The following is a 24,508-nucleotide window of genomic DNA, read 5'->3' on the forward strand; positions in this document are numbered from 1 at the left end:
TTGCTGTCGAGCACGATCCGGTCGCTGCGCTCCGGGAACATGGTCGTGTAGACCGCACCGAGGTACGTGCCCCAGGACGCCCCGAGGTACGAGATCTTCGGCTCACCCAGCGCGGCCCGGATCCGGTCCAGGTCGCGGGCAGTGTTCGCGGCGCTCACGTACGGCAGCATCCAGGCGCTCGCGGACGTCGCGCACTGCTTCGCGATCTGTCGCGACTGCTCGGCCCGCTGGGCGACGTCGGCAGCATTCTTCGCGTACGGCGGGATGTTGCCGAAGAGCAGCTGCTCGTCCGTGAGGTTGCACTTGACCGGCGTACTCCGGCCCATGCCACGCGGGTCCATCCCGATCAGGTCGTAGCTGTCGAGCACACTCTGCGGCATCTTCACCGCGACGAGCAGCGCGAGGTACCCGATGCCCGGGCTCGGACCGCCCGGGTTGGTCAGCAGGATGCCGCGACGCTTCTCCGGGTTCTTGCTCGGCAGCCGGGAGACGGCGATGTCGATCTGTCGGCCGTCGGGATGCTCGTAGTCGAGCGGCACCTTCAGCGTCCCGCATTGCATCCCCGGCGGCACCGGAAGCCCGTCGCCGACGTCCTTGTCACACTCACCCCACTTGATCGTGTCCGCTTGCCCCGTTTGAGCAGCACTCGACAGCTGCGCCTGCGAAACCCCCGCGACCGCCGCGGCCGCCACAACGGCAACCCCGGCGATGATGGCCAAGCCCCTTCGCATCCGAACCTTCCCTCCAGCCGACACACGTTCCCTGACCGCCCCCACTCTGCCCACCGGCGGGCCGCGGCACATCACACGCACGGCTGGTCCCGAACCTGACCGAAAGTACTAGTCCAGAAGCCTTGGCACAGGGGTTGCGTCAACGCGTTTGACGGATTCAAGCTCTCGTCAGCGGGGAACGGCAATCGTTTGACGGACAGGGCTGGCAGGGACGGTTATGGTGACGTTGCGTGATATCGCCGAGCAGGTCGGCGTGTCGGCGTCCTCGGTGTCGCTGGTGCTCAACGACCGCGGGCAGGGCCGGGTGCGTTCGGACGTGGCGGAGCGGATCCGGGCGGTGGCCGCCGAGCTCGGGTACGTCCCGAACCTGCTGGCCCGGGGGCTGAAGACCAAGCAGTCGCTGACCATCGGGCTGGTCTCGGACGGGGTGGCCTCGATCCCGTTCGCGGGTCAGATGCTGGCCGGTGCGCAGCTGGCGGCCGCCGAGGAGGGCTACCTGCTGATGCTGATCGACACGGTCGGCCACCCGGAGGTCGAGGGGCCCGCGACCCGGGCCCTGCTGCAGCGCAACATCGAGGCACTGATCGTCGCGGCCGAGTTCCATCGCGAGGTCGCCCTGCCGATGGTGCCGAGCTCGTTGCCGATCGTCGTCCTGGACGGGCGGCCCAAGGACGGCGACGCCGACTGGGTGGTGCCCGACGAGGCCGGCGGCGCGCGGGCGGCCACCGAGCGGCTGATCGCCGCCGGGCATCGGCGGATCGCGTTCTGCAACGTCGCCGACGCGATGTTCGTCGCCCGTGAACTCCGCCGTACCGGCTACGAGCACGCCCTGCGTGACGCCGGGATCGAGGTCGATCCTTCGCTCGTCGTCGACGCGGCGGACCCGAGTGCGGCGGCGGGCCGGGTGCCCGCACTGGAGATGCTGCGACGGCCCGATCGGCCGACCGCGGTGTTCTGCTTCTCGGACCAGCTCGCGATGGGCTTCTACCAGGTCGCCCAGCAACTCGGGCTGGAGATCCCGCGGGACCTGTCGGTGGTCGGGTTCGACAACCACCAGTTCATTGCCGACAGCATCCTTCCCGGGCTGACCACGATCCAGCTCCCGCACCGTGCCATGGGGGAGTGGGCGGCCGAACAGGCCATCGCCCGCAGCCGTGGTACCGCCGGACCGGCACCGGTTCACCGACTGATGCCGTGCCCGATCGTCGAGCGTTCGTCCGTCGGTCCACCAGGGATCGGCTGATCCATCTCATATCCCACTGTCCGCGGCCTTCTCCGGCCGGCGGATCGACCAGTCACGCCTGTTGACAGTTCACAAGGAGACTGACATGCCATCAATCTCGCGCAGAGCCTGTGTCATCGCCGCCGTCGCGGCCCTGGCCGCCGCGTCCGTCACCGCGTGCGGCGGCGGTACCGCGGGGGACTCGAGCAAGACGTTCAAGATCGTGCAGTACGAGGACCCGACGTCCGCCCAGGGACAGGGGTGGCAGAAGGCGCTCGAGCTCTTCAAGGCCAAGCATCCGGACGTGAAGGTCGAGTTCCAGCAGACCAGCTTCGACGCGTTCCGCCAGAACGCGAAGATCACGCTCGCGGGCAACGACGTACCGGACGTCGTCGAGTTCAACAAGGGCAACGCGGACGGCGGGCAGCTCGCCGCGCAGGGTCTGCTGGAACCGCTGACGGACCAGGTCACGAAGTACGGCTGGGACAAGAAGGTCACCGGCGCGATGGCGGCGTTCGCGAAGTACGACGACAACGGTCACGCCGGGTCCGGCGAGTGGTACGGCGTACCGAACATCGGCGAGTACGTGATGTTCTACTACAACAAAGCGAAGTTCCAGCAGGCCGGAATCACCAAAGTGCCGACGAGTCTCGCGGAGTTCGAAGCCGCGATGGACAAGCTGAAGGCGGCCGGGCAGATCCCGATCTCGAGCTCGGCGAACACCAGCCAGGGCTTCAACCAGATGTGGATCTGGTACTCGCTGGTCTCGGCGGCGGCGACCCGGCAGCAGGTCGACGACTTCATGTTCGTGAAGAGCCCGGTCGACTTCCACAGCGGTCCGTGGAAGGAAGGCACCGAGAAGTTCCAGCAGTGGATCGACAAGGGGTACGTCGGGGACAAGCTCGGCGGGCTGTCGTTCGAGCAGGCCACGGTGAACTTCCTCAGCGGCAAGGCGGCGATGCTGATCTGGAACAACGGTGAGTTCGCCCGGATCCGCAAGGACGCGAAGTTCGGGTGGGGCTACTTCACGCTGCCCGGGGCGCAGCTGTCGATGGGGTCGTCCGGTCACCTGTGGGGTGTGCCGGCCAAGGCCAAGAACAAGGAGCTCGCCTACGACTGGATCAACACGACGTTGAGCCCGGAAGTACAGAACCTGATCGGGCAGAAGGGTGGCCTTCCGCTGGCCGGTGACACCGCGACGATCACCGATCCGGTCACCCGGCAGTTCACCGCGCGCTTCGACCAGCTGGTGAAGGCCGACACGCTCTCGTTCTATCCGGACTACCCGGTGCCGGGATTCCTCGACTTCATCCAGACCCACATGCAGGCCATGTCGAACCGCAACGAGACGGCGGCGCAGTACCTCGACGCGCTGCAGAAGTTCTACGACGACGGTACGAAACGATGAAGCGTGGCTATTGGTGGTACCTGCTACCGATCGGTGTCGGGTTCACCGCGGTGGTCGCCGTACCGTTCGCGGCGAACGTGGTCCTGAGCTTCTTCCGCTGGAAGGGCGGGATCGCCCCGTTGCGCTGGAACGGCCTCGGCAACTACATCGACCTGTTGCACGACGCGAACTTCTGGCTGTCGTTCCGCAACTCGGTCTTCATGATCGTCGCGATCGTGGTGATCCCGACCGGTCTGGGCATCCTGCTCGCGGCGATGCTGGTCGACTTCCTCGGCAAGCGGTTCGGCCCGCGGGCCGCGAGTTTCCTGCGGGCGACGTACTACCTTCCGCAGATCCTGCCGATCGCGGTGGCCGGGTTCATCTGGAGCTGGATCCTCGACCCGAGCAGCGGCTCGATCAACACGTTCCTGCACTCGGTCGGCATCAGCGACCCGCCGGACTGGCTGGGTTCCCCGGACCTCGCGCTCTACTCCGTGATGCTGATGCTGGTCTGGCTGCAGCTGGGGTACCCGCTGGTGATCTTCATGGCCGCGCTGTCCCGGGTCGATCCCGAGCTGTACGAGGCGGCCGCGCTCGACGGCGCCGGGTGGTGGCGGCAGTTCCGCGCGATCACGCTGCCGACCGTACGGCCGGAGATCTTCATCGTGGTGCTGACCGCGACCGTGGCGGCCCTGAAGGTCTTCGCGCCGATCCTGATCCTCACCGGCGGCGGGCCGGAGGGATCGACGCTGGTGCCGTCGTACTACGCCTACCGGAACTTCTTCGAGCTGTCCCAGGTCGGGTACGGGTCGACGATCGCGACGGTGATGGCGGTCGTGATCTTCGCCGTGGCCGCCGTACTGCTCGGTTGGCAGCGGCGCTCGGAACGGGGGGCCTGAGATGACGGACCGACGTACGCCGTTGGCCTGGCTCGTGCTGGTCGCGGCCGGGGTGATCGCGCTGGTGATGTCGTCACCGTTCCTGCTGATGGTGCTGAACGCCTTCAAGACCGGGCCGGACTATTCGAGCCACGGGCCGATCGCCTGGCCGCGGACGTTCAGTTTCGATGCCTTCAGCCACTATCTGTCGCTGGTGAACTTCCCGGTCGCATTGTGGAACTCGATCCTGATCTCCACCCTGGTCGCGTTCGGCGGTGTCGCGCTCGGTCTGCTCAGCGCGTACCCGATGGGCGTCGGCCGGATCCGGGGGAGCGGCGTGATCCTCGCGATCCTGCTGCTGTCCACGATGCTGCCGCACGAGGCGCTCATCTATCCGTTGTTCTACGGCGCACAGGCCACGCACACGTTCAATACGGTGTGGTCGGTCGTGATCGTGTTCGTCGTACTGCAAGGGGCCTTCGGCACCTATCTGCTGGCGAGCGTGATGGGGACGGTGCCGCGGGAGATCCTCGAGGCGGCCGCGATGGACGGCGCCGGCCGCTGGCAGATCCTGTGGCGGATCGTGCTGCCGATCCTGCGGCCGACGCTGTCCGTGCTCGTCGTGTTCTTCTTCATCTGGACCTGGAACGAGTTCTACATCCCGGTCGTCCTGCTCTCCGACCAGTCGTCACAGACCGTACCGATCGCGTTGTCGACGCTACGGGGCCAGCACTCGATCGACATCACCGTACTGAACGCCGGATCGCTGTTGTCGCTGCTCCCGACCCTGGTCTTCTTCCTGATCTTCCAGCGCACCCTGAACCGCGGCGTGACCGCGGGCGCCGTCAAATGACCCCTCGAGAGGAATCCTTCTTGTTCTCCACCGTCAACGTCCCCGTCCTGCCCGCCGGTGTCGTCAGCCGATCGATCAACGCCGAGAACCCGACCGGCGCACCGGGCTCGGCCGCGCGCGCCGCGTCCCCGCTCGGCCCGGGTCGCAAGGGGTCGGCGTACCTGCCGCTGCCGGCCGGTGAGACGCTCACCCTGGCCGAGATCGAGGGGCCGGGGGTGATCCGGCACATCTGGCTGACCGTCGACGACCGGACCGGCGCGGGGCCTTTCGTACTGCGTGACCTCGTGCTCCGCGCGTACTGGGACGGCTCCGCCGTACCGTCCGTCGAGGTGCCGCTCGGGGACTTCTTCTGCAACGGGTTCGGTACCCGCGCGCTGGTCACGTCCGCGCCGATCGTCGTCGCACCGACCGGCGGGATGAACTGCTACTTCCCGATGCCGTTCCGCGGCGCCGCCAGGATCACCCTCGAGAGTCAGCACGCCGGCGACCTGCCCGCGGTCTTCTACCAGGTCGACTACACCCTCGGCGACGCGGTCGCCGCGGACACGCCGTACTTCCACGCCCAGTGGCGACACTCCGACGGTACGGCGCCACTGGGTACCGACCATGTGATCCTGGACGAGGTGTCAGGTCGCGGGACGTACGTCGGCACGTACGTCGCGCTCACCTCGCTGCACAGGTACTGGTGGGGAGAAGGCGAGGTGAAGTTCTTCGTCGACGAGGACGACGAGTTCCCGACGTTGTGCAGCACCGGGCTGGAGGACTACGCGGGCGGCGCGTGGGCCTTCCAGGACGAGCTGCGCACGGATCCGGAACCGGAGATCCGCACGTTCAGCGCGCCGTACTGCGGGTACCCGTTCCACTCGACCCGCGACCGGACGAAGGCGTCCCCGTTCGCCACCGAGGCCTTGCCGATGCACGGCCTGTACCGGTGGCACCTCCCGGACCCGATCCACTTCAGCAGCCGCCTCAAGATCACCCTCCAGCAGCTCGGCGCGTGGCATCACGGCCTCTTCGAACGCCAGGACGACATCGCCACCACCGCCTACTGGTACCAGACCGCCCCGCACACGCCCTTCCCGCCATTCCCGCAGCACCGGCACCCCCGCTGACATGTTCCCTGAGAAAGGACCGCGTGATGCTCGACCCCGTCGTCGGTAAAGGCCAGCTGACCGAGACCGACCGTTTCATCTTCGAGTCGTGGGGCTACTTCCTGATTCCGAACGTCCTGACCAAGGAGGAGGCCGCCGAGGCGTACGACGTGTCGCAGCGTCTGCACGAGAGCCGCGACCGCGAGTTCGGCCAGATCGGCCGGACGTACGAGAGCGAGCCGGCCCTCGAGCGGCTGATCGACCATCCCGACGTCCTTCCGAAGGTGCAGGGACTGCTCGGCGACCGCTTCATCCTGCAGGCCGGCTGGAACACCATGCAGCCGGCCCACGCCGGGAACGGCGGGTGGCACCAGGACGGATCGTCCGCGTACGACTTCAAGGACCTGGGCTACCCGGTCCCGTTGCTCCAGCTCCGCGTCTCGTACCTGCTCACCGACCAGACCGTCCCGGGCATGGGCAACATGGAACTGATCCCCGGCAGCCACCGCTCGCGGGTCAACCTGCCTGACTCGATCCGCGAGAGCAAGGGCGACATCGCCATCGGCCACGTCGTGTGCGCCGAGGCCGGCGCCGCCCTCGTCTTCCACAACGGCGTCTGGCACCGCACCTTCCGCCACGACGGCGACTACGACCGCTTCACCACCCACTACGTCTACAGCCCACCCTGGGTCCGGATGGCCGACCGCTTCACCAACGACCCCGAGTTCCTCGAACGCACCACACCCCTGCGCCGCGCCCTGATGGGAGAGTTCGCCCGGCCGGATGCCCCCTTCGGCGCCAACTACGACCCCCTCCCGATCTGACGTACAGCTCCTCAGGTGGTTGACCGGGCGGCGTCCTTGATCAGGTTCGCCACGGTCCGAGGGTGGCTGATCATCGCCACGTGCGACGAGGTGGGTGCTTCGACGACCTTGCGGAAGTTGGCACGGTTGTACATGAAGCGCTCGCAGGCCGGCGGGATGGCCTTGTCGCGGCCGGCCACCAGCCCCCAGGCGGGGATGGTGTGCCAGGCCGCGACCCGGGTCGGGTAGGCGAAGGAGTCGGCGTCGAACGGTCGCTGCGTGGCCTGCAGGATCCGGAACGCCTCGGTGGAGAGGTCGGCGGCGAAGGCTGCCTGGCCGTCCTTGCTGAGGTAGAGGTCGGTTCCGGTGGTGCCGTCGGGTTTGGTGTACGGGACCGGCACGCTGACGGGCAGGACCTCGCTGCCGGGGAACTTGTTGATGAGTTCGCCCTGCGTCTCGCCCACGTCGGGGACGAACGCCGCGATGTAGACGAGTGCCTTGACGTTGCTCTTGCCGGCGGCGGCGTTCGTGATGACGGTGCCGCCCATGGAGTGTGCGACGAGGACGACCGGTCCGCTGATCGAGTCCAGCAGACTTCCGATGTACGGCGCGTCCGTGGGGATGCCGCGGAGCGGGTTCGATCCGGCGATCGTGGTGTAGCCGTCGTCCTGCAGTTGGGCGATGACGCTGTTCCAGCACGACGAGTCGGCGTACCCGCCGTGGACCAGCACGATGGTCGGCTTGGTCTTCGGGGGTGTGGCGGCCTGGGCGGTGGCGGCTGGGGTGGCGACCAGTGCGGCGGCCCCGGTCGCCAGTACCTGCCGGCGGGTGAGATTCGTTGCCATGGTGATCTCCTAGGCCAGGGACTCGACGGCGGTGTGGACGAGGTCGGCGACGGCCTGGGGCTGGGACACGTACACCGAGTGGCTGCCCGGGACCTCGCGGACCGTGGCGCCCGCGCGCTCGGCCATCTGGCGCTGCGCCGGCGGCGGGATCATCCGGTCGTCGGCGGCGACCAGGTACCAGCTCGGCTTGCTGCGCCAGGCCGCCTCCGCGATCGTCCCGCCGAGGGCTTCGAGGCCCCACGGCACCTGGGAGTCGGCCATGAAGGCGGCCTCGTCGGCGGGCAGGTCGCCGGCGAACGAGTCGTGGAACTTGTCCCGGTCGAGGAACAGGAAGCCGTCGCGCGGCGGCAGGATCGGCGGCACCGGCGCGCCGGGCGGCGGGTCGGCGATCAGGGTGTTCACGGACTCGCCCTTGTCCGGCGCGAACGCGGTCACGTACACCAGCCCGGCGACGCGCTCGTCGGTGCCGGCCGCGGTGATCACGGCGCCGCCGTACGAGTGCCCGACGAGCACGGCCGGTCCGTCGAGCTCGTCGAGGACCTGCTTGACCGCGGTCACGTCGCCGTCGAGGGAGACGGTCGGGTTCTGGACGATCGCGACGCGGTGGCCCTGGGCGCGGAGCCGGTCGTAGACCCCGCGCCAGCCGGAGCCGTCGACGAAGCCGCCGTGGACGAGAAGTACCGCGGGTCCGGTGGTGCTCATGATCTTCCTCCAAGGTTCGGTCTGGTACTTCGGGACAGTAGGGATGGGACCGCTCTCACGGCAGGCGGGAAAACCCTTGACCGGGACCCTCGATCTGCCGGACCGGGTGCCGCAGAATGACCTGATGGACGAGGAGCTGGCCGCCGCGTACGGGTTGTTCGGCCGCGAGGACGCCTTGGGCGTGCTGAGGGAGGTCGTGGACGGCGGAGGCAGCGCGGTCGTGATCGGCGAGCCGGGGCTCGGCAAGAGCAGTCTGCTGAAGGTGGTCGACCAGCTGGCCCAGCGGCGCGGGCGGAGGGTGCTGTCGGTCGGCCCGACGCAGTTCGACCGCGGGCTGCCCTTCGCCGGGCTGGCCGAGTTGGTGAGCCAGTGCCCGGAGACGGTCTTCGATCGCCTGCCCGGACCGCAGCGGCGCGCGCTGGAGGTCGCGTTGCAGCGCGCCGAGCCGGAAGGCGGCGACATCGACGCCTTGGCCGTGCCACTCGCGGTCCGTGGCCTGCTGACCCAGTTGTACGGCGCTGAGCCGGTGACGCTGATCGTCGACGACGCCCAGTGGCTGGATCAGGCGAGCGTCGGCAGTCTGGGGTTCGCGCTGCGGACGATCGACCCGCGCCGGCTGAGCGTCGTACTGGCGTCGAGACCTGATCCGGGGGCGGCGGCCGAGCTGATCCGGGTGCTTGTCGAGCCGCGGCGCGAGGTGGAGCTGCGGCCGCTGCCGGACTGGGCGATCGGGCAGCTGCTCCGCAAACGGCTCGGGCTGCGGTGGACGCCGCCGATGAGCGCCGGGGTGGCGCGGGCCAGCGGCGGGAACCCGTTCCTGGCGCTGATGATCGCGCTGGCGATGCAGTCCGACCTGTCGAAGTGGCGCTGGAGTTCGCAGGAGGGCCACGAGCCGATCTTCCCGGTCCCTCCGAGCCTGGCCGGGTTGCTGGGGGAGAAGGTCTCGGTGCTGTTGTCGCAGGACGCCCGCGACGTACTGCTGCTGGTGTCCGCGGCCGGGCGGCTGACGGTGTCGCAGCTGCAGCGGATGGTCGAGGAGACGCGGCTGCGGTCCGCGCTCGAGGCCGCGGCCGATGCGGACGTGGCGCGGGTCGGGGCGGGCGCGCTGGTCGCGTTCACCCATCCGCTGCTGGCGTCGGCGCTGTACGACGCGGCGGCGCCCGATGCGCGGCGGCGTACGCACCGGATGCTGGCCGAGAAGCTCGAGGACCCGGTCGAGCGCGCCCGGCATCGCGCGCAGTCGATCGTCGCCCCCGACGAGGCAGCCGCCGGTGAGCTGGAACGTGCCGCCGAGATCTCGCGGAGTCGTGGTGCTCAGCAGTTGGCGGGCGAACTGCTGGAGGCGGCGGCGTTGGCGACGCCGTCCGATGTCGACGCGTCGGGCAGCTTCCGGCGCTGGATCGGTGCGATGGACACGTACCTCGGTGCCGGGGACGTACTCGCGGCGCGGGCCGCGCTGGAGAATGCGTCGGCGGTGGCGGCGTCGGCGGAAGAGCGCGCCCAGGTGCTGCTGCGGAAGGCGCGGCTGCCCGGCAACCTGCGGGCCGCGCGCTCGCTCGCCGAGGAGGCGTTCCGGCTCGCGCCGGCGGCCGGCCACGAGGTGCGGGCCGAGATCCTGCAGGAGCTCAGCGAGTACCACCGGATGGAGGGCCACGGCCGGCTCACGCTGCGGCTGTCCCGGCTGGCGGCCGACGAGGCGGCAGCTGTACGGCGTACCGACGTACAGCTGATGGCCCTGAACCAGCGGCTGAACGCGGAGTGGCTGTGGGGGATCACGGACCGCCGGCAGGAGACGGTCGAGCAGCTGGAACGGTTGATCGCGAGTACGGAGGTCTCGGCCGCGGAGGGGGTGTGGGGCCACGGGTTCCACGCGGCCTGGAACGATCCGACCGCGGAGCGGGGGATCCGCGAGGGCATCCGGCGGACGGTCGAGGCGGGACGGTACGGCGACCTGTCGAGCCTGTACATCTGCCTGATCATGTGCCACGTGCGCGGGTCCCGGATCGCCGACGCCCGGAAGGCGCTCGAGGAGGCGGATCGTTCGGGCGCGTGGGCGAACGACTTCAACCTGCAGGAGCAGCTGGCGCGGATCCTGGTCGCGGAGTACTCCGGCGAGCTGGACGAGGCCCGCGGGCTCGCGCTGGAGGCGGCGGAGCAGTCGCGGTCGCACGGGATCACCTACTGGCTGGCCGGATTCCTCGCCCAGCTCGGATTCGTCGAGGTCTCGGCCGGGAACTGGCAGGCCGCGCTCGAGCCGCTGCGTGAGCTCGCGGACATCTTCGCCACGACCGAACTGGTGGACCTGGAACAGCTGCTGTGGCCGGTCGACTACGCCGATGCCGCGCTGCAGGTCGGCGCGCTCGACGAGGTCGCGGCCGCCATCACCCTGCTCCGCCGTCAAGGTGCGGCGGGCCGGCCGGAGGCGACCGTCGCCGCGGATCGCTGCCAGGCCTTGCTCACCGCCGCGGGCGGCGACCTGGACACGGCGATCGCCGCGCTACGGCAGCTCCGGGACGCCACGGAATGCCCGTTCGAGGCGGGCCGGTCGCGGCTGGCGCTGGGGCAGGTGTACCGCCGTGCCGGCCAGAAGGGCCTCGCCGTCGAGACCCTGAACGCGGCCGCCGCCACCTTCGAGGACCTCGGCGTACCGCGGTGGGCCGAACGCGCCCGGGCCGACTCCGGCCGCCTGACCCCCCGTACGTCGTTGCTCACGGCAACCGAGCACCGGGTCGCCGAACTCGTCGCCGCCGGCCGGTCGAACCACGAGACCGCCGCCCAGCTGTTCATGTCGGTGAAGACCGTCGAGGCCAACCTGACCAGGATCTACCGCAAACTCGCCGTCCGCTCCCGAACCGAACTCGCGAACCACCTCAACACCCCACCCGGCCCGAAAACTCCCTGACGAAGAGCCCGCGCTCATCGAACGGCCGCGCCTGTACGCCGGAGCTGTCCCGCCTGGGTTCGCAAGGCGCTGATGCGGGCGATGATGCCGTCGAGTGCGACCGCCAGGGGACGGGTGGTGCGCTGAATCTGGGTCAGCAGGAGACCGCCCTGGAGCGCGGTGAGCGCTTCGAGTGCGAGATCGTCGACGTCGACGTCGGCGGCCAACTCCCCGCGTTCCTGCATGCGTCGCAGGCCGTGGTGGATGCCGCCGTGCCAACGCTCGAAGCTGGCGGCCACGCGGTGCCGGCCTGCTGGATCGGTCTCCGCCAGCTCGCTGCCCAGCGATCCGATCGGGCAGCCGCCGACGCACTGGAGGCGACGCTGGTGCTCGACCATCGCGTCCCGCCAGGCGCGGAGCCCGGTCATCGTGTCGAGGCGAGCCAAGAGCGGTTCCTGGGCGTCCAGCACCTCGTCGGACTGGAAGTCGACCACGGCCAGGACCAGGGCCTGCTTGTCCGCGAAGTAGTGGTACACCTGCCCGGTCGAGACACCCGCCGCCAGCTGCACGTCCTCCAGCCGGGTACCCGCGATTCCCCGCTCCAGCATCAGCTCGGCAGCGGCCTGGACGATGCGCTGCCGGGTCATGGCGCCCTTGCGGGTCAACGCCCGCTCTTGTCCGATGCTCACGCTCCCGAGCGTACAGGTTCTGGAGTGCGCAATCTAGAATTCTGGCGTTGCCACTCCATTTTTTACTCGGCAAGCTCGGTGGTGTCTCACGGTGAGACCGAACCGGATCCCACCCGGTTCGCTCGGGAAAGGACACCCGTATGACCGCCACCCCTGACGCCGAACGAGTCACGATCGCCGAACGCGTCCATGCGCTCCACGAAGGGATGACCGGGCAGCTGCCCGAGGCGGCGCTGCAGGCTTTCGGTGCGGAACAGACCGGCCTCGACGCGCGCGGCGTTCCCGGCGGCGTCGCGGCTGCCGGTTCCGTCGTTCCGGACGTGCCGCTGCTCGACGTGCATGGGGACCAGACCAGTCTGTACGCCGCCCTCGCCGGTGCGCCTGCCGTGATCGTGCTCTACCGGGGCGCGTGGTGCCCGTACTGCAACCTCGCGCTGCGGGCCTACCAGGAGGACCTCGTCCCGGTACTCGCCGAGCGGGGGATCGGGCTGCTCGCGATCAGCCCGCAGAAGCCGGACGGCTCGCTCTCGATGCAGGAGAAGAACGAGCTGACCTTCACCGTGCTGTCCGACCCGGGCAACCGGATCGCGGGCGCACTCGGCGTGCTCACCGCACCGACGGACGAGGTGCGGGCGGTCCAGGGATCACTCGGGCTCGACCTGCGCGAAACCAACGCCGACGGCACCACCGCGGTACCGATGCCGACCGTCCTCCTGACCGACGCCACTGGCCGGCTCCGCTGGCTCGACGTCCACCCGAACTACACCACCCGCACCGAGGTGTCCGACATCATCACCGCCCTCGGCACCCTCGCCTGACACCGCAAAGGTCACTCAGATGAACAACCTTCCGCAACGCTACGGCGAGTATGCCGTCGTGACCGGAGCATCCTCCGGCATCGGTGAACAATTCGCGCATCAACTGGCTGCCAGTGGTCTGCACCTCGTTCTCGTTGCCAGAGGCAAAGACCGTCTGGACGCTCTGGGCAAGGAACTCACCAGCCGCTACCGGATCAGGACCGAGTCGGTCGCCGTGGACCTGTTCGCCGACGGTGCGGTGGACGAGCTGCTGCGCCGCACCGAGCACCTCGACGTCGGAATGGTCATCCCGAACGCCGGCAACTTCGTCGCCGGGGCGTTCCTGCACAACGACCTGGCGGCTGAGCTGGACGTCCTGAAGCTCAACACCAGCGTGCCGATGCAGCTCGCCCATGAGTACGGCCGGCGCTTCGCCGACCGCGGACGCGGCGCGATCATCCTGGTCTCGTCCACCGTCGGCGCCGCCCCCGCGCCGTACCTGGCGAACTACGGGGCGGCGAAGGCCTACATCCTGTCACTCGGCCAGGCCCTCAATCTCGAGTACCGGAAGCTGGGGGTCGACCTGCTCGTCGTGACTCCCGGTCCCACCGCGACCCCGGCGGTCGCGAACGCCGACGGGATCGACTTCCGCAGGCTGCCCGTCCCGATGTCGGCTCCGGAGAAAGTCGCGCGCGTCGCGCTCCGGAACCTCGGCCGGCGCGGGCATGTCGTGGTGGGGACGCCCAACAAGTTCATGGACCTGATGGGCAAGTTCCTGATGCCACGGCCCGTCTCGACGAAGGTGTACGGGTGGTTGATCTTCCGGGCGCTCGACGAGGACAACCGGGTTCTCACCCGACCGGTGCGCGGGGCCTGACGGATACGGCCTAGTGCTGGATGAGGGTTGTGTGGAGGAAGTCGGTGATCAGGTTCATCAGTTGGGTGCCGGTCCATGGAGCGGGGTTGTCCGAGAGTTCGCCGTGGCCGGCGCCTTTCACGACGTACCGGGTGGTGCTGACGCCGGCGGCGCGGAGTGCCTGGTGGAGGCGTGCTGTCTGGCTCGGTGCGATGATTCGGTCGTCGTCGCCGTGCAGCAGCAGGAACGGTGGTGTTCCGGGGGTGACGCGGCTGACCGGGTCCGCCTGCCGAACCTCGTCCGGGTGGTCGGCGAACGCCCGGCCCGGGCCGAGGACGTACGCCGGGATCGCGGACTTCGGGCCGGTGATCGCGGCCACCATCGCGGCGTCGAACCCGGCGGCGACCTCGTCCAGCTTGGAGGCGCCGAACAGGTCGACGACCGCGTCGACCCGGTTGTCCGGATCGGTGGCGGCCATCGCGGCGAGGTACGCCCCGGCCGACTCACCCCAGAGCGCGACCCGGTCCGGATCGAGGTCGTACTCCGCGGCGTGCGAACGCAGGAACCCGAGAGCGGTGGCGACGTCGGCCAGACCGTCATGGTAGGTCGCGCCAACGGTCGTGGTGCGGTAATCGATGCTCGCGACAACGAACCCGGCGTCGGCGACGTACCGGCGCTGCTTGCCCGCCATCATGCGGCGCGCGGACACGAAACCACCTCCGGGCAGGTAGACCACCAGCGGATGCGGTCCGGGCCCGGCCGGCGCCAGGACGTCGATCTTCAGTCCGGGGGAGTACTCGATCCCCTTGTGCCCGCGCCCAGCTCGCCGCCCACCCCGGATCCGCGGCCGCGGATCCGGGGTGATCACGACGCTGTCGGGATCGTCGTCGCCGGCCGCGACCCCGGACAATCGAATCGGCCGACCCTGCAATGCCGCGAGCGCCATGATCAACCTCATCGTCAGCCTCATGGCACCAAGGTATCCGCGGCCGGCTGGTCAGACGGCGATGCGGCCGCCGTCGACGGGGAGTTGGGCACCGTGGATGTACGCGGCGTCGTCGCTGACGAGGAAGGTCACGGCGGCGGCGATCTCCTCGGGCAGGCCGGGGCGGCCGTGCGGGGTGGTCGCGGCGAGCTTGTCGAGGGCGTCGCCGTACGCCGCGGTGCCCTCGGTACGGGTCGGGCCGGGGCTGACCGCGTTCACGCGGACACCGGACGGGCCGTACTCGGCCGCCCAGGCCTTGGTAAGCAGCAGGAGCGCCGCCTTGCTGGAGCCGTAGAGCGCGTACCCGGGATCGCCGTAGTGTGCGACCATCGTGGCGATGTTGACGATCGCGCCCTTGCCCCGATCGGCCATCAGCGGTGCGACCGCGGCGACCAGGAAGTACGGCGCCTTCACGTTGATGTCGTAGACGTTCTCGAACACGTCCTGCGTCGTCTCGGCCGTCGGTCCGTACGGGTAGATCCCGGCGTTGTTGACCAGGATGTCCACCTGTCCGCCGCCGAGCTCGGCGGCGGCGCGGGCGAGTTCGCGGGCGCTGGCCTCGTCGGTCAGGTTCGCGGCGACGAAGTCGGCCTTGCCGCCGTTCTCCCGGATCGCGGCCACGACGTCCTCCGCGCGGGCCGCGTCCCGGCCGGACACGATCACGTGCGCGCCGTGCTTGGCCAGGTCGAGCGCGATGGCCCGGCCGATTCCGCTGTTGCCGCCGGTGACGAGGGCGGTCGAGCCGTCGAGCTGTGCAGTCACTTGCTGTCTCCTTGAGTACTGGTGCGAACTGCTGTCTGTGGGCTCAACCGGCGCGGCTTCCGCGGTCATCCGCCGCGCCATCTCCGGTGGCGGTAGCGGGCCATCGGTGCTCCTGATAGGCCAGAATCGGCCTGTGGAGATCCGTGAACTGCGTGCGTTCGTGGCCGTTGCCGAGGAGGGCGGGCTGTCCGCGGCGGCGCGCCGTCTGCATCTGAGCCAGTCGGCGTTGTCGCAGGTGGTGCAGTCGCTCGAGCGCCAGTTGGGCGTCCAACTACTCACCCGCAGCCACAGCGGTACGACGCCGACCCTGGCCGGCGACATCCTGGTACGGCGGGCCCGGGCGATTCTGGCCGCCCACGACGGGGCCGTGGCTGAGGTGATGGCGGCAGGCGGTGACGGTTCGGCGGTTGCCGGGCGGATCCGGGTCGGCGTACCGCTGGAGCTGCCGCTCGACGTGCTGCCGTCGGCGCTGGTCGAACTGCGGGCGGCGTACCCGGAGACCCGGGTCGATGTCCGGCACGCGTCGAGCGCCGGGCAGCTGGCCGCGCTCGACGCCGGCGACCTCGACCTGGCGCTGGTCCGGTACCGGCCCGCGGGGGAGCGGTTCGACGCCTTCCTCGTCGTACGTGAACCGATCGGGGTGCTGCTGGACGCCGGGCACTCGCAGTCGCTGGCCGAGGCGACAGGTGTGCGGCTGGACCGGCTGGCGGGGATGAGCTGGCTGGGCTTCCCGCGGTCGGACGCGCCGCCGTGGTACGACGAGGTGTCGGCGATCCTCAGGGCGCACGGTCTGACCGACCAGGTCGCGGAGGCGGACGGCGAGCCGTCGATCACCGCGGAGGTGAAGTTCGCGGCCGTCCGGTCCGGCAGGTCGTTCACCCTGGCGCCGCCGGAGTGGGCGAACAACCTGCCCCAAGGCGTCCACTGGCACCCCATCGACGGCAACCCGATCATCCGCCGCACCTGGGCCGTTTGGCCGGCCGACGCCCGCCAACGCGACCTCGCCACCCTGGTCGCGGCCTTCAACCCACCCGCCGCGCCGCACTGACGGGCATCAGCCTCACAAAGAGTGGGGTTGTGGCGTTTCCATTGAGGTGAACAGGAAACAGCCGTTCGAAGTGGTGGTCGCGCAGCACGGCGCGACCGTTCTGCGGGTCTGCCGTGCGCTGCTCGGGACGCACGACGCGGACGACGCCTGGTCGGAGACGTTCCTGGCAGCGCTCCGCGCGTACCCGGAGCTGTCAGACCAGGCGAATCTCGAGGCCTGGCTCGTCACGATCGCGCGGCGGAAGGCGATCGACGTACATCGCGTGGCGAAGCGGAACCCCTTACCGGTGGAGCGGCTGCCCGAGGTCGCGACCGAGGTGCAACTCCCCGGCGGCACCGACGTGTGGGAACTCGTCGGCCGGCTGCCGGCGAAGCAGCGGCAGGCGATCACGTTCCGGTACCTCGCCGGCATGCCGTACGCCGAGATCGCGGCGATCCTCGGCGGCACCGTCGACGCGGCCCGACGAGCCTCGGCCGACGGTCTCGTCAACCTCAGGAAGAACTGTCCGACGGCCGCGAACACGAAGGGAGCACGACCATGAGCGATACCCGGAGGGAGCCCGACCTGGACCGGCTGCACAGCCGGCTCGAGAGCGCGGCGCTGGCGGCGGATCTGCTCGACGTGGCCTACACGATCGTCGACAGCCCGCTCGGCAAGCTGCTCCTCGCTGCCACCCGGCGCGGTCTGGTCCGCGTCGCGTTCGCGGTCGAGAACCACGACGACGTACTCCAGTCGCTGTCGGAGAAGATCAGCCCGCGGGTACTGCGGTCTCCGCGGCAGCTGGACGTAGCCGCGCGGGAGGTCGAGGAGTACTTCGGGCGGCGCCGGCGGGTGTTCGACGTACCGCTGGACCTGTCGCTGTCGCGGGGTTTCCGGCAGTTGGTGCAGCTTCGTCTGCCGGACATCGGGTACGGCCGGACCTGTAGCTACAAGGAGATGGCCGAGCTGGTCGGTAGCCCGAAGGCAGTCCGCGCGGTCGGCACCGCCTGCGCGACGAATCCGCTGCCGATCGTCGTACCCTGTCACCGCGTACTCCGCACCGACGGCTCGCCCGGCGGCTACGTCGGCGGCATCGACGCCAAGACCACCCTCCTCACCCTGGAGGCCGCGGCATGACCACCTGGCACAACACCCACCAGCCCAGCCCACTCCTACACCTCCGCCCAACCAGCCCCGAACAGCCGGTCGAGCGGCCTTCCGGCTCGCTCGGGGAAAGCGGTGCCGCGAGCGAGCGCGCGGTGCGGGGCGCCGACCTGGTGGGCGAGCGGGAGGTTTCGGCGCTGGTGGAATTGGCTTGGGGGCGTGGGGCTCGGGTGGTTGCGGTGGGGGCGGGGCGTGAGGGCGGGGCGGTCGATGGTGTGCGGGCGGTGGTGGAGGCCTGGGAGGCGGTGGGTGGTGAGGTTGCGCTGGAGCTGTCGTGGCCGGAGAGAGCGGCGTCCTGGTTGCGGCAGGCGAGGCGGTTCGCGGCGGCTGATGCCGAGGTGTGGATCATGCTCGGCCCGCCGCTCGGCTGGGCACAGATGACCCGGCGCCTCCTCTGGTCGACCCCGTGGAACCCAGCCCGCACCCTGCTGGCCGGCGAGATCTCCGACCCGAGCGTGCTCAACCTCGTCGGCCTGCACAACCTCCCCGGCATCGCCGGCGTCACCCGCGACGGGACCCCCTGGCACGAGGCAACACCAGGAGCCGACCGATGACGCTGTTCCCTCTGGACGCCGAACCCACCATCCCCGAGGGCGCGGCCCACGTCCCCGGTTGGCTCACACTTGACCAGCAGACGTGGATCGTCACCCAGTTCAACCAGTGGGCTGCCGGCCCGGTCCCGATCCGCGCCGCCAAGGTCCGCGGCCACGAGATGTCAGTACGCACGGTCTGCCTGGGCTGGCACTGGCAGCCGTACAAGTACACGCGAGCAGCTACCGACGTCAACGGCGCCCGCGTGCTCCCGTTCCCCGACTGGCTGATCCGCCTGGGCCGGCGCGCGCTCAGTGCGACCGGGTACGCCGACGCCGAGGTCGCGGCGTACACCCCGGACACCGCACTCGTGAACTACTACGACGACGCGGCGCGGATGGGCATGCACCAGGACAAGGACGAACGCTCCCTCGCGCCGGTGGTGTCGCTGTCCATCGGCGACGCCTGCACCTTCCGCTTCGGGAACACCGAGCATCGCGGCAAGCCGTACACCGATCTCCGGCTGCAGTCGGGCGACCTGTTCGTCTTCGGTGGCGCCGCCCGCCTCGCCTACCACGGTGTCACCCGCGTCCACCCGCACACCGCTCCCGACGGCTGCGGACTCGACGCAGGACGGATCAACATCACCCTCCGAATGACCGGCCTCAAGGACTGATCTCACGTTCGGGCACCGCAGTACGTCTACACCCCGCCCGGCAGCGGCCGGGAGTACTGCGACCGGAGCGCTGAGCCATGGAACAGATCCTCTACGACCTCGACGGACTGATCATCGGGAAGAGCCCGTTCGAGGGAACTCAGCTGGAGTTCACCACAGTCTCCGAGATCGGTACGAGCGAGTCGCCGGACCGGGAGCGGACGTTCTCGGCCATGCTCGGCCTGATCATGGACGAGCTGCGGATGGTCAGGCTCGGGTTTCGCGGGAGCGACGTGGTGACGATCGCCTGGGACCTCGACCGGAGCGTCGGCCTGTCGGTCGTACGAGTCGAGGGTGAGGTCGGGTTCGACAGCCTCACCTGGATCAATCCGATGGTTCGGCACTGCGGCCTGGGCACGATCATGAAGGCGCACGCGCTCGGCCGGGTCGTGGACGCCGGCGCCACGCAGCTCCGGGCGAACGGCGACCCGTCCTCGTCCGCGTTCTACCGCACCCTGGGCCTGGTACCGGTCTGACGCCCGCATCTCACGAATCGCCGCTCCCGGCCGTCTTCCACCTGCCGGCGAACACCTTCGCCGGCAGGTTCACGAGAGAAAGAGAAACTCCATGTCGGTCGAAGAGAACAAGGCTGTCGTCGGGCGCTGGTTCACGGAATTCTGGGGCAAGGACTTCAACCCCGCCGTCATCGACGAGCTCGCCGCCGCCGACATCCGCTTCCACTACTCGCTGCACGAGCCGATGACCGGCCGCGACGAGGTCCGGGCGTTCGCGACCCGGTTCCGTACGGCGTTCCCCGACCTCAACTTCTGGGGTACCGCCGACCTGATCGCCGAGGGCGACTACGTGGTCGGCCAGTGGGAAGGCGGGGGCACCCACACCGGCCCGGTCGTCTTCGACGATCTGCCGATCGGCTCGGTCCCCGCCGCCTCCGGCAAGACCATGCACTTCACCGGCACGACCGTCCTCAAGGTCGTCGACGGCCGCATCGCCGAGGAGATCGGCCTCGACGACGGCGTGAAGGTCCTCCAGCAACTGGGCATCATCCCGTCCGAGTAGACCCGGAGATCCGCAGGCCATGGCGATTCTCGCGGCCTGCAGCGTCGTCAGGCAGCACCCGCACCGGTGACCCCGCCGACGAGGTCACCTCCACGACCTCGTCGCCGTACCGGAGGTTGTGGGTCGCGGTGTGCGACGGGTGGACGGTCGCCTCGGTCAGCCGGCCGTTCGCCCAGGTGATGTCGACGGTGAGACCACCGCGGGCGCGGAGGCCGCTGACCGAACCGTTCAGCCAGGCGGTCGGCAGCGCGGGGAGTAGCTCGACTTCGTCGGTCGACGACTGGAGCAGCAGCTCGGCGACGGCCGCGGTGCCTCCGGCGTTGCCGTCGAAGGAGTAGATGTTCTGGGCTGCTCCGGCGACGCCGCCGACCGAGTAGCTCAGCAGGTTCGCCTCGCTTGCGTCGGTGATGAGGCTGGTGAGATGGGCCAGCGCCTTGTCACCGTTGAGGAGGCGGGCGTGGAAGAGCGCGAAGTTGGCTTCGACCCATTCGGTCTGCTCCCAACCGGGCGCGTTCTGGCGGCGTTCGATGGTGACCTCGGCCGCTCGGGCCAGCTCCGGCGTCGTGCGTGGTGTGATCTGGCGTTCGGGGTACAACGCGCACAGGTGGGAGGTGTGCCGGTGGGCGGGGTCGGCCTCGTCGAAGTCGTGAAGCCACTCCTGGAGCTGCCCGTGCCGCCCGACGCGGTACGGCGACAGCCGGGCCAGCGCTGACGCGATCCGTTGCCGCAGGTCGGCGTCGGTTCCGAGGATCGCGCCGGCGGTCGCACAGTCGCGCAGGATCGCGGCGGCGAAGACCCGGTCGACCGTGTTGCCCATGGCAACGGAACAGCGAGTGCCGTCGGGTGCGACGTACCAGTTCTCGGGTGACTCGGACGGGCCGGCCACGAGCTCCCCAGTGGCCGGGTCCTCGCTGAGGTAGTCGAGGAGGAACAGCGCCGCGTCGCGCAGCACGGGGTAGGCAGCTCGTAGAAAGCTGATGTCGCCGCTGTACTCGTAGTGCTCCCAGAGGTGCGTGGCGAGCCAGAACCCTCCGGTGACGTTCACGCCCCAGCCGAGCGCGGTGCCCGGAGCCGTGTAACCCCACGCGTTCGTCACGGTATGCGCGACCCATCCGCGCGCGTCGTACAGCTGGGACGCGGTCGACCGGCCCGCCTCGGCCAGGCGTTCGAGGAAGCGGAACAGGGGCGTGTGGCACTCCGCAAGGTTGGCGGATTCGGCGGCCCAGTAGTTCTGCTGGGTGTTCACGTCCAGGTGGAAGTCGTTGCTCCACGAGGCGCTGCTGGCCAGGCCGTCGTTCCACAACCCTTGCAGGGCGAGGGACAGCGGCGAGTCCGCGCGCGATCCGGCGATCGTCAGGTAGCGGCCGTACTGGAAGTACAGCGCCAGCAGCCCGTCGTCGCGTTCCCCGGCCGCCAGCCGTTCGCGGCGTCGATCCGTCGGTACGTCGTCCTGCCCGCCGCCGAGGTCCAACGTGACCCGGCGCATCAGGCGCGCGTGGTCCGCGAGGTGCGCGGCCCGGAGCTCGTCGTACCCGGCTTCGACGGCAGCGGCCAGCAGTTCGTCGACCCGGCCACCCGGATCCGCGCCCTCCCAATCGGTGCCGACAGCAACGAACAGTACGGCGGAGTCGGCACCTGCAACCTCGCACCGGCCGTCCGTGAGCAGCGTCGTCCCGCCGACCGCCACGACCTCGACGCGGACCTCGACCTGGGCACCGGTGCCGCCGTCGCTGTGCAGCGATTCGACTGCCCGGCCGCGGAAGCTGATCCCGTGACCGGTCTGCCCCGGAAACACCGATCCGTCGAGCCCGGCCGTGAAGCCGAGGGCGCCGGGGCGGGAGGTCGTGAGCCGTACGGCGATCACGCCGTGCGGGTGGGACGCCAGCACCTCGCGGGTGTACTCGATCCCGTCGGCGTCGTACCGGATCGAGACCAGCCCCTCGTCGAGGCTCAACGTCCGCCGGTAGCCGGTCGCCGTACCGTGGGTGAAGGTCAGCGACAGGTGCGGCAGCGGCAGGTTCGTGCCGAAGGAGGCCCTGGTGCCCAGCAGTTGCTCGGCTGCCTGCTGGGCCTGGGCATACTCACCCGCGAGGAGCAGTTTCCGTACGTTCGGCACCTGCTCCCGCGCGGTTGGGCTGAGGTCGACGGCCGACGGCCCGCCGGACCAGACGGTCGACTCGGACAGGTCGATCCGCTCGGCCGGCGCTCCGCCGTACACCATGCCGCCGAGACGGCCGTTGCCGATCGGCAGTGCCTCGAACCAGCGACTCCCGGGTTCGTCGTACCACAGCTTCAGCATGAGGTGTCTACTTGCCTTCCGCGAGCAGTGTGCGGCTCTGGTCCTGCATCTTCGCGAAGATGCCGTCGTCGGCCTTGTTGGTGAAGTACGACTCGAACTGCGGCGTCATGGCGTTCGTGAGCGCGGCGCCGTTGTTGTACACCGGGCATGGTACGAGCTCACCGCTGGTCAGGTACTTGTTGAACACGGTGAAGTCGGTGCCCTTCGCGGTCTGCTGGTCGGCGAGCGCCTTCATCGAGGCGGCGATCGACGGGAAGAACGACGCGTTGTACTTCGCGGCGGTGGTCTGGCACTCCTCGCTCTCCTGGTAGGACACCCACTTCCAGGTCTGGTCCGGGTGCTTCGAGCCGGCCCAGAGGTTGTTGCCGTTGGCATTGGTCATCAGCGCTCGCTTGCCGTCGGCTCCGGCCGGGAGTGGTGCGGTGCCGACCTTCGTGCCTTTCAGTCCGGCGTACGTCGCTGCCTCCCAGGTGCCGCCGACCACCATCGCGACCTTGCCGGATCCGACCTGCTGGCTGTTGGCGGTGGTGAACTGGTTGAGCTTCGGCGTGTACCCGTCGTCGGTGAGCTTGCGAACCAGCTGGACGGACTGCACGACCTTCGGATCGTTGTAGTTGAAGACCGTCGCCCACTGCGGCTTGTCCGGGATGTTGATGCCGTCGTTCGGCAGCAGCCAGCCCCACGCGTTCTGGCCGAACGGGTCGCCGGTGGACTCGAGGTTCCCGAGACCGTAGGTCTTGACGGCGGCCGGGTTGAAGCCCGGCTGGTCGCCGCGCTTGCCGCTCGTGTCGACCGTCAGGTGCTTGATCATCTTCCAGAACGTGCCGCCGTCGGTGTGGGTCCAGTTGAGCGCGGCGACGTCCTTGTCGGTGTAGCCGGCCTTCGCCAGCAGATCCTTGTTGTAGTACAGGGCTCCGGTGGCCCAGTCCATCGGCAGCGCGTACTGCTTGCCGTCCTTGTACTTCCAGCCTTCGGCGCCGATCGCGTACTTCCCGAGGTCGAGGTTGTCCTTCTTCAGGTAGTCGTCGATCGCGAGCAGTTGGCCCTGGCCGGCGTACGACTGGAGGAAGGTGACGCTGTTCATGAAGGCGTCGGGGGCGTCGCCGGAGACGAAGCCGGACGTCAGCTTGGTGAAGTAGTCGCTGACGTTGTAGTTGCTGATCTTCACCTTGATGTCCGGGTGCGCTTTCTCGAACGCCGGGACGCACTGCTGGTAGGCGATCGCCTGGTCCGGTGACCAGGTCCACCAGTTGACGGTCGTCGTACCGCCGGCGGCGGAACTTCCCCCGCTCGAACAGCCGGCGACAGCGGCGAGTGCGGCGGCGGTCAGCGCGACCGCCCGGGTGAGGCGTGTGGTTTTCACCGTTTCCCCTTTCGGAACGGAGATGTGGCCGGCTACCGGAGCCCGGTGAAGCCGATCGAGTCGACGATCCGCCGGCCGAAGAGCACGAACAGCAGGAGCATCGGGAACGCGGCGACCAGGGCGGCCGCCATCAGGCCGGCGAAGTCCGGTTGGGTCTGCGGTGAGGCCTGCTGGAAGACGCCCAGGGCAACGGTCAGCGGCCGGACGTCGGAGTTGCCGGCGATCATCAGCGGCCAGAAGTAGTCGTTCCAGGCGTTGATGAAGGTCAGCAGTGCGAGGGTGGTGATCGGTCCCTGACTCATCGGAACCGTGATCCGGAACAGTAGTTGCAGGCGGCCGAGGCCGTCGATCAGCCCGGCGTCCTCGATCTCGGCCGGCAGCCCGAGCAGGAACTGGCGGAGGAAGAAGATGCCGAACGCCGAGAACAGCGCGCCGGGCAGGATCAGGCCGGCGAAGGTGTTGGTCAGGCCGAGGTCGTGGATCAGCACGAAGTTCGGCAGCAGGGTCATGATGCCCGGGATCATCAGCGCGCTCAGGAAGACGCCGAAGACCACGTCCCGGCCGCGCCACTGCAGCCGGGCGAACGCATACGCGGCGAGCAGCGAGCAGAACACCACCAGGACGGTGAGGGTGGTGGCGTAGATGACCGAGTTCCGCAGGTACAGGCCGAGCTGGATGGTCGCACCCGATCCGCCTTCGGCCACTGCCTGCGCGCGGGTCGCGAGCCCGAGGACGCGCTCGAACGGGCCGAGCGTCACATCGACCGGGAGCAGCGACGACGGATGGTCGAGGAGCGCGTAGTTGTTGGACAGCGCGGTCCGGACGATCCAGTAGAACGGGAAGAGTGTGACGATCAGGAACAGGACCAGGTAGACCCAGGCCGCCGTCCTGCCGAGTGAGAGCTTCACGG

The 24,508-nt window shown here is 69.3% G+C and carries 25 protein-coding genes; 16 read left to right on the forward strand and 9 right to left on the reverse strand.

Going from position 1 to position 24,508, the window contains the following annotated elements; translation table 11 throughout:
• The coding region (locus tag VFF46_RS00850) for an alpha/beta fold hydrolase (protein WP_325035016.1) at nt 1–731 on the reverse strand (731 nt) is incomplete at its 3' end.
• Nucleotides 732–951: 220 nt separating this feature from the next.
• Here VFF46_RS00850 and VFF46_RS00855 point away from each other — a divergent pair.
• From VFF46_RS00855 to VFF46_RS00880, 6 genes are all read left to right on the forward strand, one after another.
• On the forward strand, nt 952–1,974 hold the full coding sequence (locus VFF46_RS00855; RefSeq protein WP_325035017.1) for a LacI family DNA-binding transcriptional regulator: 1,023 nt from the start codon (nt 952–954) through the stop codon (nt 1,972–1,974).
• Nucleotides 1,975–2,059: 85 nt separating this feature from the next.
• Complete coding sequence (locus tag VFF46_RS00860; protein ID WP_325035018.1) at nt 2,060–3,361, forward strand: ABC transporter substrate-binding protein; 1,302 nt, start codon at nt 2,060–2,062, stop codon at nt 3,359–3,361.
• Entirely contained in the window at nt 3,358–4,239 is an 882-nt protein-coding gene (locus VFF46_RS00865) for a sugar ABC transporter permease (RefSeq protein ID WP_325035019.1), read from the forward strand. The genes VFF46_RS00860 and VFF46_RS00865 overlap by 4 nt, the downstream gene beginning before the upstream one ends.
• 1 nt (nt 4,240) lies before the next feature.
• Entirely contained in the window at nt 4,241–5,071 is an 831-nt protein-coding gene (locus tag VFF46_RS00870) for a carbohydrate ABC transporter permease (RefSeq protein WP_325035020.1), read from the forward strand.
• 20 nt (nt 5,072–5,091) lie between these two features.
• Nucleotides 5,092–6,183 (forward strand): glycoside hydrolase family 172 protein, encoded by a 1,092-nt coding sequence (locus VFF46_RS00875; protein WP_325035021.1) that lies wholly within the window; start codon nt 5,092–5,094, stop codon nt 6,181–6,183.
• 26 nt (nt 6,184–6,209) lie between these two features.
• Nucleotides 6,210–6,986, forward strand: a complete 777-nt coding sequence (locus tag VFF46_RS00880) for a phytanoyl-CoA dioxygenase family protein (RefSeq protein WP_325035022.1) — start codon at nt 6,210–6,212, stop codon at nt 6,984–6,986.
• 11 nt (nt 6,987–6,997) lie between these two features.
• Here the strand turns inward: VFF46_RS00880 and VFF46_RS00885 are convergent, their stop codons facing one another.
• Complete coding sequence (locus tag VFF46_RS00885) at nt 6,998–7,810, reverse strand: alpha/beta hydrolase (protein ID WP_325035023.1); 813 nt, start codon at nt 7,808–7,810, stop codon at nt 6,998–7,000.
• A gap of 9 nt (nt 7,811–7,819) precedes the next feature.
• Nucleotides 7,820–8,512 (reverse strand): alpha/beta hydrolase, encoded by a 693-nt coding sequence (locus VFF46_RS00890; RefSeq protein ID WP_325035024.1) that lies wholly within the window; start codon nt 8,510–8,512, stop codon nt 7,820–7,822.
• Between the two features lie 124 nt (nt 8,513–8,636).
• Here VFF46_RS00890 and VFF46_RS00895 point away from each other — a divergent pair, with 124 nt between their 5' ends.
• Nucleotides 8,637–11,414 carry a helix-turn-helix transcriptional regulator gene (locus tag VFF46_RS00895; protein WP_325035025.1) on the forward strand — a complete coding sequence of 926 codons (2,778 nt, stop codon included), beginning with the start codon at nt 8,637–8,639 and terminating at the stop codon, nt 11,412–11,414.
• A gap of 14 nt (nt 11,415–11,428) precedes the next feature.
• Here the strand turns inward: VFF46_RS00895 and VFF46_RS00900 are convergent, their stop codons facing one another.
• On the reverse strand, nt 11,429–12,082 hold the full coding sequence (locus VFF46_RS00900) for a TetR/AcrR family transcriptional regulator (protein WP_325035026.1): 654 nt from the start codon (nt 12,080–12,082) through the stop codon (nt 11,429–11,431).
• Between the two features lie 140 nt (nt 12,083–12,222).
• Between VFF46_RS00900 and VFF46_RS00905 the strand changes: the two genes are divergently transcribed.
• Nucleotides 12,223–12,900 carry a peroxiredoxin-like family protein gene (locus VFF46_RS00905; protein ID WP_325035027.1) on the forward strand — a complete coding sequence of 226 codons (678 nt, stop codon included), beginning with the start codon at nt 12,223–12,225 and terminating at the stop codon, nt 12,898–12,900.
• A gap of 19 nt (nt 12,901–12,919) precedes the next feature.
• A complete protein-coding gene (locus VFF46_RS00910; RefSeq protein WP_325035028.1) occupies nt 12,920–13,756 on the forward strand; it encodes an SDR family NAD(P)-dependent oxidoreductase in 837 nt (278 codons plus the stop codon).
• Nucleotides 13,757–13,766: 10 nt separating this feature from the next.
• On the opposite strand, the gene VFF46_RS00915 is transcribed toward VFF46_RS00910, so the two are convergent.
• Both VFF46_RS00915 and VFF46_RS00920 read right to left on the reverse strand, forming a co-directional pair.
• Nucleotides 13,767–14,705 (reverse strand): alpha/beta hydrolase, encoded by a 939-nt coding sequence (locus VFF46_RS00915; RefSeq protein ID WP_325035029.1) that lies wholly within the window; start codon nt 14,703–14,705, stop codon nt 13,767–13,769.
• Nucleotides 14,706–14,732: 27 nt separating this feature from the next.
• Complete coding sequence (locus VFF46_RS00920) at nt 14,733–15,482, reverse strand: SDR family oxidoreductase (RefSeq protein ID WP_325035030.1); 750 nt, start codon at nt 15,480–15,482, stop codon at nt 14,733–14,735.
• 133 nt (nt 15,483–15,615) lie between these two features.
• On the opposite strand from VFF46_RS00920, the gene VFF46_RS00925 reads away from it, so the two are divergent.
• The 7 genes from VFF46_RS00925 to VFF46_RS00955 all read left to right on the forward strand — a co-directional run bounded on the left by VFF46_RS00925 (nt 15,616) and on the right by VFF46_RS00955 (nt 19,936).
• Nucleotides 15,616–16,530, forward strand: coding sequence for a LysR family transcriptional regulator (locus VFF46_RS00925; RefSeq protein WP_325035031.1), 915 nt, complete (start codon nt 15,616–15,618; stop codon nt 16,528–16,530).
• Between the two features lie 46 nt (nt 16,531–16,576).
• Nucleotides 16,577–17,071, forward strand: a complete 495-nt coding sequence (locus VFF46_RS00930) for a sigma-70 family RNA polymerase sigma factor (protein ID WP_325035032.1) — start codon at nt 16,577–16,579, stop codon at nt 17,069–17,071.
• On the forward strand, nt 17,068–17,646 hold the full coding sequence (locus tag VFF46_RS00935) for a methylated-DNA--[protein]-cysteine S-methyltransferase (RefSeq protein WP_325035033.1): 579 nt from the start codon (nt 17,068–17,070) through the stop codon (nt 17,644–17,646). The genes VFF46_RS00930 and VFF46_RS00935 overlap by 4 nt, the downstream gene beginning before the upstream one ends.
• A complete protein-coding gene (locus VFF46_RS00940; protein WP_325035034.1) occupies nt 17,643–18,227 on the forward strand; it encodes a hypothetical protein in 585 nt (194 codons plus the stop codon). The genes VFF46_RS00935 and VFF46_RS00940 overlap by 4 nt, the downstream gene beginning before the upstream one ends.
• Nucleotides 18,224–18,880 (forward strand): alpha-ketoglutarate-dependent dioxygenase AlkB, encoded by a 657-nt coding sequence (locus VFF46_RS00945; RefSeq protein WP_325035035.1) that lies wholly within the window; start codon nt 18,224–18,226, stop codon nt 18,878–18,880. Before VFF46_RS00940 ends, VFF46_RS00945 begins: the two co-directional genes overlap by 4 nt.
• Nucleotides 18,881–18,957: 77 nt before the next feature.
• A complete protein-coding gene (locus VFF46_RS00950; protein ID WP_325035036.1) occupies nt 18,958–19,395 on the forward strand; it encodes a hypothetical protein in 438 nt (145 codons plus the stop codon).
• 91 nt (nt 19,396–19,486) lie between these two features.
• Nucleotides 19,487–19,936, forward strand: coding sequence for an ester cyclase (locus VFF46_RS00955; protein WP_325035037.1), 450 nt, complete (start codon nt 19,487–19,489; stop codon nt 19,934–19,936).
• Here the strand turns inward: VFF46_RS00955 and VFF46_RS00960 are convergent.
• Genes VFF46_RS00960 through VFF46_RS00970 form a run of 3 tightly spaced genes read right to left on the reverse strand, consistent with a single transcriptional unit; the run spans nt 19,920 to nt 24,506 of the window.
• On the reverse strand, nt 19,920–22,235 hold the full coding sequence (locus VFF46_RS00960; protein ID WP_325035038.1) for a glycoside hydrolase family 95 protein: 2,316 nt from the start codon (nt 22,233–22,235) through the stop codon (nt 19,920–19,922). The two genes, VFF46_RS00955 and VFF46_RS00960, sit on opposite strands and share 17 nt — an antisense overlap.
• Before the next feature lie 7 nt (nt 22,236–22,242).
• Nucleotides 22,243–23,598 carry a sugar ABC transporter substrate-binding protein gene (locus VFF46_RS00965; RefSeq protein ID WP_325035039.1) on the reverse strand — a complete coding sequence of 452 codons (1,356 nt, stop codon included), beginning with the start codon at nt 23,596–23,598 and terminating at the stop codon, nt 22,243–22,245.
• A 32-nt stretch (nt 23,599–23,630) separates the two neighbouring features.
• Entirely contained in the window at nt 23,631–24,506 is an 876-nt protein-coding gene (locus tag VFF46_RS00970; RefSeq protein ID WP_325035040.1) for a carbohydrate ABC transporter permease, read from the reverse strand.
• Nucleotides 24,507–24,508 lie beyond the last annotated feature (2 nt).

The sequence above is a fragment of the Kribbella sp. genome (assembly GCF_035655035.1).
Taxonomy (GTDB): domain Bacteria; phylum Actinomycetota; class Actinomycetes; order Propionibacteriales; family Kribbellaceae; genus Kribbella.

Excerpts from the sequence above, each read along its gene's own strand:
- VFF46_RS00860 (WP_325035018.1), top strand. The coding sequence starts at position 2,060 with ATGCCATCAATCTCGCGCAGAGCCTGTGTCATCGCCGCCGTCGCGGCC.
- VFF46_RS00865 (WP_325035019.1), top strand. The coding sequence starts at position 3,358 with ATGAAGCGTGGCTATTGGTGGTACCTGCTACCGATCGGTGTCGGGTTC.
- VFF46_RS00870 (WP_325035020.1), top strand. The coding sequence starts at position 4,241 with ATGACGGACCGACGTACGCCGTTGGCCTGGCTCGTGCTGGTCGCGGCC.
- VFF46_RS00880 (WP_325035022.1), top strand. The coding sequence starts at position 6,210 with ATGCTCGACCCCGTCGTCGGTAAAGGCCAGCTGACCGAGACCGACCGT.
- VFF46_RS00885 (WP_325035023.1), bottom strand. The coding sequence starts at position 7,810 with ATGGCAACGAATCTCACCCGCCGGCAGGTACTGGCGACCGGGGCCGCC.
- VFF46_RS00890 (WP_325035024.1), bottom strand. The coding sequence starts at position 8,512 with ATGAGCACCACCGGACCCGCGGTACTTCTCGTCCACGGCGGCTTCGTC.
- VFF46_RS00895 (WP_325035025.1), top strand. The coding sequence starts at position 8,637 with ATGGACGAGGAGCTGGCCGCCGCGTACGGGTTGTTCGGCCGCGAGGAC.
- VFF46_RS00905 (WP_325035027.1), top strand. The coding sequence starts at position 12,223 with ATGACCGCCACCCCTGACGCCGAACGAGTCACGATCGCCGAACGCGTC.
- VFF46_RS00910 (WP_325035028.1), top strand. The coding sequence starts at position 12,920 with ATGAACAACCTTCCGCAACGCTACGGCGAGTATGCCGTCGTGACCGGA.
- VFF46_RS00915 (WP_325035029.1), bottom strand. The coding sequence starts at position 14,705 with ATGAGGCTGACGATGAGGTTGATCATGGCGCTCGCGGCATTGCAGGGT.
- VFF46_RS00935 (WP_325035033.1), top strand. The coding sequence starts at position 17,068 with ATGAGCGATACCCGGAGGGAGCCCGACCTGGACCGGCTGCACAGCCGG.
- VFF46_RS00940 (WP_325035034.1), top strand. The coding sequence starts at position 17,643 with ATGACCACCTGGCACAACACCCACCAGCCCAGCCCACTCCTACACCTC.
- VFF46_RS00945 (WP_325035035.1), top strand. The coding sequence starts at position 18,224 with ATGACGCTGTTCCCTCTGGACGCCGAACCCACCATCCCCGAGGGCGCG.
- VFF46_RS00950 (WP_325035036.1), top strand. The coding sequence starts at position 18,958 with ATGGAACAGATCCTCTACGACCTCGACGGACTGATCATCGGGAAGAGC.
- VFF46_RS00955 (WP_325035037.1), top strand. The coding sequence starts at position 19,487 with ATGTCGGTCGAAGAGAACAAGGCTGTCGTCGGGCGCTGGTTCACGGAA.
- VFF46_RS00960 (WP_325035038.1), bottom strand. The coding sequence starts at position 22,235 with ATGCTGAAGCTGTGGTACGACGAACCCGGGAGTCGCTGGTTCGAGGCA.